General features: G+C 70.2%; 10 protein-coding genes. 3 read left to right on the top strand and 7 right to left on the bottom strand.

Going from position 1 to position 10,426, the window contains the following annotated elements; genetic code table 11:
• Window positions 1–11: 11 nt before the first annotated feature.
• Window positions 12–656 (top strand): pentapeptide repeat-containing protein, encoded by a 645-nt coding sequence (locus ACFVDO_RS00950; RefSeq protein ID WP_378859364.1) that lies wholly within the window; start codon window positions 12–14, stop codon window positions 654–656.
• A gap of 6 nt (window positions 657–662) precedes the next feature.
• Here the strand turns inward: ACFVDO_RS00950 and ACFVDO_RS00945 are convergent, their stop codons facing one another.
• Genes ACFVDO_RS00945 through ACFVDO_RS00930 form a run of 4 tightly spaced genes read right to left on the bottom strand, consistent with a single transcriptional unit; the run spans window position 663 to window position 5,541 of the window.
• Window positions 663–2,132, bottom strand: coding sequence for an ATP-binding cassette domain-containing protein (locus ACFVDO_RS00945; RefSeq protein WP_378859365.1), 1,470 nt, complete (start codon window positions 2,130–2,132; stop codon window positions 663–665).
• Window positions 2,129–2,926: an ABC transporter permease gene (locus ACFVDO_RS00940; protein ID WP_378859366.1), complete on the bottom strand. Its 798-nt coding sequence runs from the start codon at window positions 2,924–2,926 to the stop codon at window positions 2,129–2,131. The genes ACFVDO_RS00945 and ACFVDO_RS00940 overlap by 4 nt, the downstream gene beginning before the upstream one ends.
• An 8-nt stretch (window positions 2,927–2,934) precedes the next feature.
• Window positions 2,935–3,903, bottom strand: a complete 969-nt coding sequence (locus tag ACFVDO_RS00935; protein WP_378859367.1) for an ABC transporter permease — start codon at window positions 3,901–3,903, stop codon at window positions 2,935–2,937.
• A gap of 15 nt (window positions 3,904–3,918) precedes the next feature.
• The gene (locus ACFVDO_RS00930; protein ID WP_378859368.1) at window positions 3,919–5,541 is read right to left on the bottom strand and encodes an ABC transporter substrate-binding protein; all 1,623 of its coding nucleotides are present in this window, start codon (window positions 5,539–5,541) and stop codon (window positions 3,919–3,921) included.
• A gap of 163 nt (window positions 5,542–5,704) precedes the next feature.
• Here ACFVDO_RS00930 and valS point away from each other — a divergent pair, with 163 nt between their 5' ends.
• Complete coding sequence (gene valS / locus ACFVDO_RS00925; RefSeq protein WP_378859369.1) at window positions 5,705–8,296, top strand: valine--tRNA ligase; 2,592 nt, start codon at window positions 5,705–5,707, stop codon at window positions 8,294–8,296.
• On the top strand, window positions 8,296–8,529 hold the full coding sequence (locus tag ACFVDO_RS00920; RefSeq protein ID WP_378859370.1) for a hypothetical protein: 234 nt from the start codon (window positions 8,296–8,298) through the stop codon (window positions 8,527–8,529). Before valS ends, ACFVDO_RS00920 begins: the two co-directional genes overlap by 1 nt.
• 57 nt (window positions 8,530–8,586) lie before the next feature.
• Here the strand turns inward: ACFVDO_RS00920 and ACFVDO_RS00915 are convergent, their stop codons facing one another.
• From ACFVDO_RS00915 to ACFVDO_RS00905, 3 genes are all read right to left on the bottom strand, one after another.
• A complete protein-coding gene (locus ACFVDO_RS00915; protein WP_378859371.1) occupies window positions 8,587–8,805 on the bottom strand; it encodes a hypothetical protein in 219 nt (72 codons plus the stop codon).
• 2 nt (window positions 8,806–8,807) lie between these two features.
• Complete coding sequence (locus ACFVDO_RS00910; RefSeq protein WP_378859372.1) at window positions 8,808–9,446, bottom strand: helix-turn-helix domain-containing protein; 639 nt, start codon at window positions 9,444–9,446, stop codon at window positions 8,808–8,810.
• Between the two features lie 66 nt (window positions 9,447–9,512).
• Window positions 9,513–10,424 carry a DMT family transporter gene (locus ACFVDO_RS00905; RefSeq protein WP_378859373.1) on the bottom strand — a complete coding sequence of 304 codons (912 nt, stop codon included), beginning with the start codon at window positions 10,422–10,424 and terminating at the stop codon, window positions 9,513–9,515.
• Window positions 10,425–10,426: the final 2 nt, after the last annotated feature.

Here is a 10,426-nt window from a genome sequence, read left to right as displayed (position 1 = left end):
AGTCTCGCGGGATGCCCGCCATCCGCCCCGTGCCGCCCCGTGTCTCCGCTCCCGACCTGCCCGACCATCTGACTCCGGCACACGGGCAGCGCCGGGCCGATCTGCTCGCGGCATCCGTCGAGTGCGCGGGCGAGACCGACCTGGCCCACGGCAGCCTCGAGCAGTGCGTGCTCACCGGCGCCGCCGATCGCGTGGACCTCACGGGGGCGACACTCCTCGACGTGCGCATCGAGGATCTGCGGGCACCCGTGGTCTCGCTGCGCGACGCGTCGATCCGGCGCCTGCGGATCGACCGCGGGCGCATCGGCACTCTCGATCTCTCGACGGCCCGCATCGGCGAGCTCGAGATCCGTGACGCCCGTATCGACTACCTGTCGCTGGGCGGCGCCCGCGCAGAGGACGTCCTGATCGCGGACACGACACTGCACACGCTCGACGTGCCGCAGGCGACGCTCACCAGAGTGCGCTTCGACGGCACCCGCGCCGACGAGGTCGACACCCGCGGGCTCACTGCGAAGGACCTGGACCTGCGCGGACTGGATGCCCTGGCATACCTCGACGTCCTCTCGCTGCGCGGCGCGACCCTCGGTTCCCGCCAGGTGGAGCTGCTCGCCCCTGCTTTCGCGACTGCCGCCGGCATCGACGTACAGGACTGACCGGGCTCAGCGCGCCGCGAGCAGCTCCTGCGTGAACGGATGCTGCGGAGCGGAGAACACCTCGGTCACCGCTCCCTGCTCGACGATCGCGCCGTCCTGCATCACCAGCACCTCGTCGCAGATCGCTCCGACCACGCCGAGGTCGTGCGAGACGAACACCATCGTCAGACCGTGCTCCTGCTGCACCCGCCTGAGCAGGTCGAGCACCCGCTCCCGCACGGTCGGGTCGAGCGCCGAAACCGGTTCGTCGAGCACCAGCACCTGCGGGTCTGCGGCGAGCGCCCTGGCGATGGCGGCACGCTGCCGCTGGCCGCCGGAGAGTTCCCGCGGCCGCCGCGCCCCCAGTTCGTCGGCGAGGCCCACCTCGGCGAGCAGTTCCGCGATCCGGGCCCGGCGTCGTGCGCGCGGCATCCCGGCGGCCTCCAGCGCCTCGCTGAGAGAGCGGCTGATGGTCCAGCGCGGATCGAAGGCCCCGAGGGTGTCCTGATGCACGAGCTGCACCCGCTGCGGCGTCGTCCAGTCCAGCGTCCCGGCATCCGGCCTCGTGACGCCGACGATCATGCGCGCGAGCGTCGTCTTGCCCGAGCCGGACTCGCCGACGATGCCGAGCGTCTGCCCCGTCCGCAGCGTGAATGACGCATCCCGCACTGCGGGGCGGTCGAAGCTCTTCGAGACGCCTGACGCACGGAGCAGCACCGCTCCGTGTTCGGCGGCATCCACGCGCACCGCATGCCGGGATGCCGCGACGAGATCCTTGGTGTACTGCTCCTGCGGCTGCTCCATGACCTGCGCCGTCGTGCCCTGCTCGACGATCCGCCCGTCGCGCATCACGATCACGCGATCGGCGACACGACGCACGGCGGCGAAGTCATGGCTGATGAACACGACGGCCGTGCCCGCATCGGCGATCCGACGCAGCAGTGCGAGGACGCGCGCCTGCACTGTGGCATCCAGCGCGGTCGTCGCCTCGTCGGCGACGAGCACCGCAGGGGCCGTCGAGAGCGCCGAGGCGATCAGCGCCCGCTGTCGCAGGCCGCCGGAGAGCTCGTGCGGGTACTGCCGGGCTCGGCGCGCGGGCTCCGGCACCGAGACGTCGCGAAGCAGCTCGAGCACCTGTTCCTCGCCGGCGGGCATCCCGTGGATCTGCCGCGGTTCGGCCACCTCGGCTCCGACCCGTCGCAGCGGGTCCAGTGCGGCGAGTGCGTCCTGCGAGACCAGGGCGATGCGCCGACTCCGCAGCGACCGCCATCCATGCTCGCCCAGCGCCGTGGCATCCGTGCCGTCGATGACCAGGTCCGACGCGGAGACATCGCCCGGGGCCAGCCCCAGGAGGGCGCGTGCGGTCAGCGACTTGCCAGCCCCGGACTCGCCGACGATCGCGAGGCACTCCCCCGGTTCGACGGCGAACGACACGTCGTCCACGGCGATCCGCGCACCGAACGCGATCCGCAACCCGCGCACCTCGACGGCGCTCATGACCGTACCCCGTCCGCCCGCGCGCGCAGCGTGCGCCCGATCACCGTCGCGCTGATCACCGTGAGCGTGATCGCGAGTCCGGGGAACACCGAGATCCACCAGGCCCGGCCGAGCACGTTCCGTCCGCCCGAGAGCATGAGTCCCCATTCCGGCTGCGGTTCGATCGGCCCGAGGCCGAGGAAGCTGAGGCCGGCGGCGGCGAGGATGCTCGATCCGATGCCGATCGTCGCGAGTACGCTCAGCGATCCGAGCACGCCGGGCATCACGTGGCGCAGGAACGCGCGCGCCGGCCCGACTCCGAGGATGCGTGCCGCCTCGACGTGCTCGGCACCGCGCAGCGTCCGTGTCTGCGTGCGCGCCAGCCGGATGTAGACCGGCACGGCGGCGATCGTCACCGCGATGGCGACGTTCACCGGCCCGGGGCCCAGCACCGCCACCACGATGAGCGCGATGAGGAACTCGGGGAACGCCAGCAGGATGTCGGTGAGCCGCATCGCGACCGCGTCGACCGTCCGCGGGGCCACACCCGACAGCGCGCCGACCGCGAGACCGACGACGAGGGCGAGCGTGGTGGCGAGCAGGCCGATGCCGGCCGAGCGCGCGGCCCCGTACACGACCCTCGAGTACACGTCGCGGCCGGACTGATCGGTGCCGAACAGGTGCTCCGGGCCCGGTGGCAGCAGCGCTGCGCGCACGTCGGTCTGCAGCGGGTCGTGCGTGGCGAGCAGCCCCGGCAGGAACGCCGCGAGCGCGACCAGCGCCAGGAAGGCGACGGCGATCCACATCCCCAGCATCCGGCCCCTCATCGCCGTTCCCCGATCTCGGGTGCGGCGATCGAGGCCGGCCTCTCCCGCAGCCGCGGATCGATCAGCGGATGCAGCAGCTCGACGATCACGTTCACGATCACGAACACCAGGGCGCTGAGCATGATCACGCCGGCGACCACGGGCACGTCGCGGTCGACGATCGCGGCGAGTGTCACTCTGCCCAGTCCGGGGCGGGCGAACACCGTCTCGACGAGCACAGCGCCGCCCAGCAGAGATCCGACCAGGTAGGCCGCCAGGGTCATGGTGCTGGAGGCGGCGTGCCGCAGCGAGTGGTGCAGCGTGAGTCGCGCGGGTCCCGCGCCGCGCGCCCGAACGGTCTCGGCGAACGTCTGCCGCTCGGCCTGGTCCATGCCGTCGCGCAGCACCTGACCGATCAGCGCCGCGATCGGCAGCGCGAGGGTCACGGCGGGCAGCACGATCGTCGCCGGGCTGCGCGTGCCCGCCACCGGGAACCAGCCCAGCCCGAACGCGAACACCCCGAGCAGCACCAGCCCGATCCAGAACACCGGCGAGGACAGCACGATCAGTTCGGCCGTCACGACGATCCCCCTGGCCACGCCGCGGCGTGCGAACAGCGCGACGACGAAGGCCAGCACCAGCGCGATCAGCAGCGCGACCGCGGTCAACTGCACAGTCGGCCCGAGCTGCCGGCCGATCACCTCGGCCACCGGCAGCCGCAGCTGGTACGAGGTGCCGAGGTCGCCGCGCAGCAGCCCGCCCAGGTACGAGAAGTACTGCTCGAGCGGCGGGCGGTCCAGGCCGAGCTCGGTGCGGATGCCCGCCTTGACCTCGTCGCTCACCTGGGCCTGCGGTCCGAGCATCACCGACACCGCATCGCCCGGGATGATCCGGAAGGCGAGGAACGCCAGCGTCGCGGCGCCCCACAGGACGACGAGGACGGATGCCGCGAGCCCGGCGATCCGGGTCAACGCGCGACGGGTCACGTCAGTGAGCGTACGTCAGCCCGCGACGCTCACGCCGTAGAACAGCGGACGTCCGTAGAGGTCGTAGGCGAGTCCCTTCACGTCCTTGTTCTGCGCGGTGATCGCGGAGTTCACGTACAGCGGCACGATCGCGACGTGCTGGGCATTCCACTCCTGCACGTCCTGGTAGATGCCGTTGCGCTCCGCCTGGTCCGACGACGCCAGCCCGTCGGCCAGCAGCTTGTCGACCGCGGGATCGCTCACCTGCGACGCGTTCTGGAAGCCGTCGGTGCCGAGGTGGCTGCGCAGCAGGTCGGCGTCGACACCGGAGAAGTCCCAGTCCGTGATGTCGTAGGTCTTCGGACCGTACTGCTCGTTGTACGCAGCGGGCTCGAGGGCTTCGCGCGTGATCTCGAAGCCGACCTTCTTCAGGTCGGACTGCACGGCGTTCGCCAGGGCAGCCTTGTCGTCCGAGATCGGCGTCCACGCGATCCAGCGGGCGGAGAGGCGCTTGCCGTCCTTCATCCGGATCCCGTCCTTGTCGCGCCCCGTCCAGCCGGCCTCGTCCAGCAGGGCGTTCGCCTTCTCGGCGTCGAAGGGCCAGCTGCCCTCGAGGCTCTTGTCGTAGCCGGGGGTGGTGGGGCCGAGGATGCTCCAGGCCCGCGGGAACTCGCCGAAGAAGATCTGCTTCACCGCGGCATCCACGTCGATCGCGCGCTCGAACGCCTGGCGCACCTTCTGATCGGCGAACACGCCGTACTTCTCGTTCAGAAGGAGCGAGTACGGCAGGCCCGGGTACTCCTTCGCGTCGACGGTGACGTCGCCGCCGAGGTCGCCGACGACGTTGGGCGGCAGCTGGCTCGCGACATCCGCCTCACCGGAGGACACCACACCGGCGCGCACGGATGCCTCGGGCAGGATGTCGACGCGCAGCGTCTTGATCGCGGGCTTCTTCGCGCCGTCCGGTCCCCACGCGTAGTCGTCGTTGCGGGTGTAGACGATCTCCTGGTCGGCCGTGTACTCGCTGAGCACGAACGGTCCGGTGCCGACGTTCACGTCGGGACCGCCCGCGGCGAGCTTGTCGGCAGAGCTCTTCAGCACCTTCGGCGACCAGAAGCCCAGCTGCGCGGTGCTCGCGGCCTGCAGGAACGGCGCGTAGGGCTGGGTGAAGCCGACCTCGACGGTGTGCGCGTCGATCACCTTCGTGCCGGCGTACAGCTCACCGCCGAGCATGCTGGCGGCCTGCGCCGACTTCGTTGCCGGGTCGACGATGCGATCGAAGTTCGCCTTCACCGCATCCGCGTCGAACGGCGTGCCGTCGGTGAACGTCACGTCGTCGCGCAGCTCGAACGTGTAGGTCTTCCCGTCGTCAGACACGGTCCACTTCTTGGCCAGCCACGGCGAGAACGACCCGTCGGCCTCCTGGAACACCAGCGAGTCGAGCACCTGACGCTGCACCATGGCGGTCACGTCGAGCTGGCTCACCTGCGGATCCATCTTGCCGGCCGACAGGTTCGCGCCCTCGATCGCCCAGACCAGTTCGGCGTCGGACGTCCCGGCGTCGTCGCCGGACGGCGCGGCGCACGCGCTCAGCACCAGAGCGGATGCCGCAGCGAGGGCGGCGAGTGGAAGAAGACGGCGCGCGGAGCGAGAAGGCATGCGTGACCTCGGAAGGGTGCGGGGACGGGACATTCCAGCTTAGCCGGGATTGATGGACGCGGTCGAAGAACCGGGTATCCGGCGCCCACCGATAGACTGGCCCGACAACCCACACTCAGGCACGCTCACACAGTGCCGCATACATCGCTCAAGGAGACCCCCTATGTCCGAGCACGCCGCGTCCGCGATTCCCGACAAGCCCGCCCTCGAAGGTCTCGAAGCGAAATGGGGTGAGACCTGGGCCACGAACGGCACCTACCTGTTCGACCGCATCCGCGCCGCCGAGGCCGGCCGCGCCGGGGTCTACTCGATCGACACTCCCCCACCCACCGCCTCCGGCAGCCTGCACATCGGCCACGTGTTCTCGTACACGCACACCGACATCAAGGCCCGTTTCGAACGGATGCGCGGCAAGAGGGTCTTCTACCCGATGGGCTGGGACGACAACGGCCTGCCCACGGAGCGACGCGTGCAGAACTACTACGGCGTGCGCTGCGACCCGTCGCTGCCCTACGACCCCGACTTCACGCCCCCGTTCGAGGGCGGCGACAACAAGTCGTCCCGCGCCGCGGACCAGCAGCCGATCAGCCGCCGCAATTTCATCGAGCTGTGCGAGCGCCTCACCGAAGAGGACGAGAAGCACTTCGAGGCGCTGTTCCGCCAGCTGGGCCTGAGCGTGGACTGGACCCAGACCTACCGCACCATCTCGTCGGAGACCATCCGGCAGAGTCAGCTCGCCTTCCTGCGCGGACTGGAGCGCGGCGAGGCCTACCAGTCGCTCGCGCCGACGCTGTGGGACATCGACTTCCGCTCCGCGATCGCGCAGGCCGAGCTCGAGGACCGCGAGCAGCCGGCCTCGTACCACCGCATCGCGTTCCACAAGTCGGACGGCTCCGGCGACATCGAGATCCAGACCACCCGCCCCGAGCTGCTCGCGGCCTGCGTGGGCCTCGTGGCGCACCCCGACGACGAGCGCTACCAGCCGTACTTCGGCAAGACCGTGCGCACGCCGCTGTTCGACGTCGAGGTGCCTGTGCTCGCGCACCACCTCGCCCAGCCCGACAAGGGCTCCGGAATCGCCATGATCTGCACCTTCGGCGACGTGACCGACATCGTGTGGTGGCGCGAGCTCGACCTGCCGGTGCGCACGATCCTCGGCATGGACGGCCGTGTGCTGCCCGACGCCCCCGAGGCCATCGTCTCGGATGCCGGCCGGGCGGCGTACGCCGAGCTGGCGGGCAAGACGGTGTTCAGCGCGCGCAAGCAGATGGTGGAGCTGCTCCAGGGCAGCGGAGAGCTCCTCGAGGTGGGCAAGCCCTTCAACCACGCCGTGAAGTTCTTCGAGAAGGGCGACCGCCCGCTCGAGATCGTCTCGACCCGGCAGTGGTACCTGCGCAACGGCGCCCGCGACGAGGCGCTGCGCGAGCAGCTCATCACCAACGGACGCGAGCTGGCCTGGCATCCGGACTTCATGCGCGTGCGCTACGAGAACTGGGTCGGCGGTCTGACCGGCGACTGGCTGATCTCACGACAGCGCTTCTTCGGCGTGCCGATCCCGGTCTGGTACGCCCTCGACGCGAACGGCGAGCGTGACTACGACCGCGTGCTGACCCCGTCGCTGGAGAGCCTTCCGATCGACCCGACCACCGACCTGCCCGCCGGCTACACCGAGGAGCAGCGCGGCGTGCCGGGCGGATTCGACGCCGAGAAGGACATCTTCGACACCTGGGCGACCTCCTCGCTCACCCCTCAACTGGCCGGCGGCTGGCAGCGCGACGAGGAGCTCTGGAACCTCGTGGCGCCCTTCGACCTGCGCCCGCAGGGCCAGGACATCATCCGCACCTGGCTGTTCTCCACCATGCTGCGCTCGACCCTTGAGGACCAGCGCTCGCCGTGGGCCAACGCGGCGATCTCCGGCTTCATCGTCGACCCCGACCGCAAGAAGATGTCCAAGTCGAAGGGCAATGTGGTCACCCCGGCCGACATCCTCGACAAGCACGGCTCCGACGCGGTGCGCTACTGGTCGGCCTCGAGCCGCCTGGGCATGGATGCGGCGTTCGACCCGCAGAACCCCACGCAGGTGAAGATCGGTCGTCGCCTGGCGATCAAGATCCTCAACGCGGCGAAGTTCGTGCTGTCGTTCCCCGTTCCCGAGGGCGCGCAGATCACGCACGCGCTGGATGCCTCGATGCTGACGGCGCTCGACCAGGTGGTGCAGGGCGCCACCGCCGCCTACGAGAACTACGACCAGGCGAAGGCGCTCGAGATCACCGAGGCGTTCTTCTGGACCTTCTGCGACGACTACCTCGAGCTGGTGAAGGAGCGCGCCTACGATCAGACGAACGTCGGTCAGGCATCCGCCGCGCTCGCGCTGCGCCTGGCGCTGTCGACCCTGCTGCGTCTGCTCGCCCCGATCGTGTCGTTCGCCACGGAGGAGGCGTGGTCGTGGTTCGAGGAGGGCTCGATCCACACCGCATCCTGGCCGGAGCCGCTCGGAATCGAGGGCGACGCCGTCGTGCTCGCGACCGCGAGCGAGGCGCTGATCGGCATCCGCCGCGCCAAGACCGAGGCGAAGGCCTCGCAGAAGACGCCCGTCGCCTCGGCGACCATCGCGGCTCCTGCGGCGAAGATCGCGGCACTCGAGGCCGCCGCAGACGACCTGCGTGCCGTTGGTCGCATCGCCGAGCTGTCCTTCACCGAGGCCGAGGAGTTCGCCGTCACCGCGATCGAACTTGCCCCTGTCGAGGAGGCGTGATGCAGCTCGGCACGCGCTGGGCCGCGGGCGCTGAGCCGCCGGCATCCGTCCCGGCAGCGCTGCGACCCGGCATCGCGGAGGTCGAGGAGGCCCTTCGTCAGGCTCAGGAACCGCTGAGCGCACACTGGACCCTGACCTGGCTCGAGGGCCGTCCGATCGCCGAGCTGGATGCCGGGTGGGAGGTCCTGCTCACCGCATCCGGCGATGTGATCGCCCGTCCGTTCCAGGACTGAGCAGACATGACGAGGCCCCTGTCGCGATCGCGACAGGGGCCTCGTCATGGGCGGGCCTCAGCGGCGGTTCACGCCCTGCATCGCCAGCGCGTGGTCCACGGCGCGCGGGTCGCGCTTGCGGGACTGCTGCTCGCGCAGCAGGTCGAGCGCGAGTTCGCGGCGCTCGATGCGGCGCTCACGGCGGTGAGCGACGTAGGCGGTCAGGCCGTCGGCGACGCGCAGCAGGGTGCGCTCGGTGGCGGTGGGAGTGGCGATGTGCAGCGTTGCGGCGGTCATGATTACTCCTCGATGCTCTTGTCGTTGCTCGCGTGACGATCCGGCCCGTCTGCCAGATCGAAGATCTCGGTTCGCATGGATACCCGTCGAGTGCCCGGTGCACCCTCCTGGTCGCGGTACCGTTCGGCGGCCCTATCCAGTACGCCCTTCAGCTCGTTCCGCACCGCCACCATCTGCTCCGGGGTGAGGTCGAGGCGGGAGGTGAGGACGAGGCCGAGGTCCCGCCACTCCTCCGGCTGCTCCGTCTGCGACCGATTCAGGTACTCCATCAGGGAGTCGTTGCGCAGGCGGAAGAACTCCGACATGACGACCTGGGATGCCGCGCGGGCAGCCGGCGACGATGTCTCCTGTGGGCCGGGGACGTTGACGCTGCCCCTGGGCACCTCCCACCAGCGCTCCCGCGCGGTGCCCCGCCCAACGACCTCGCGAATCAGATCGTGTGCGGCGAGAGCGCGCAGGTGATAACTCGTCGCCCCGGACGTCTCCCCGATCAGAGCCGCCAGTGTGCTGGCGGTCTGCGGGCCGCGCTCACCGAGCAGGTTGTAGATGCGCACCCGCAGCGGATGCGCGAGCGCCTTGAGCGCCCCGGCGTCCAGAGTGCGACCGGCCTCCGGCCCGAAGTCAGCGGTTTCGTTCGTCATGCATGCAAAGATACCTATGCAAAGACTTCTTTGCAAGTGTTTCTTTGCAAAAGTTTTCGGGGATGTTCAGTCCGGGGCCGCGATCGCCCGCTCCGACGCGGAATCACGCGGATCGGACGCCGGCACCAGCATGCCGTACACGATGCCGGCGGCGATCAGCGCCGCGCCCAGCACCTCCGCCACTCCCACCGGCGCGATGGCGAGCAGAACCGTGGTCACGAGTGCGCCTACCGGCACCAGTCCTGCGAACAGGCCTGCCCGGTCGGGGCCGAGCCTGTTCAGGGCGCTGTACCAGAGCAGGAAGGCGACGGCGGTGACCACGACGCCGAGATAGACGAATGCGGCGAGCTCCGCACCCGTCGGTGAGCGCAGGGCGGAGACCTCACCAGTCAGCCATCCTGCGATCAGGAGCAACGGGACTGCGGTGACGGCCGCGTAGGCCGATACCCGGGTCGCTCCGAGCCGCGGCAACAACGGCACGGCGAGCAGCGAGAACAGCACCTCGCACAGCATCGCCCCGAACGCGAGCACGAGCCCGAGCAGGTCCCCGCTCCCCCACCCCGCGGCCACCGCGGTGCCCACCGCGACGATGATCGCGGCGATCACGACGCGGCGGCTCGGCGCACGCCGCTGCATCAGCGGACCGGCGAGGGCGAGCACGATCGGCACCGCCCCGACGACCGAGCCGATCAGTGCCGGGCTGGCATGTCGGGTCGCCTCGATGAGGAAGAGGTTGAAGCCGACCAGCCCGGTGGCCGCGAGGGCGATCAGCAGCAGCAGGTCGCGCAGCGTGAGGGTGGCGCGGGGCACGCGCTGGACGGCGACGACGACCAGCAGGATGGCCGCAGCGATCGCGAAGCGCACCGCCTGTCCGAACAGGACCGGGAAGTCGGCGATCAGCGCCGCGACAGCCGCCGACGTGCCCACCAGGAGCATCGCCGCAGCCGCGCACAGGACGGGGACCACAGGTCGCGTCATGA

This window comes from Microbacterium sp. NPDC057741, assembly GCF_042798735.1.
In the GTDB taxonomy this organism is placed as follows: Bacteria; Actinomycetota; Actinomycetes; order Actinomycetales; family Microbacteriaceae; genus Microbacterium.
Note: the sequence above shows the minus strand (reverse complement) of the source record. Positions and strands in the feature narration are given on the sequence as shown.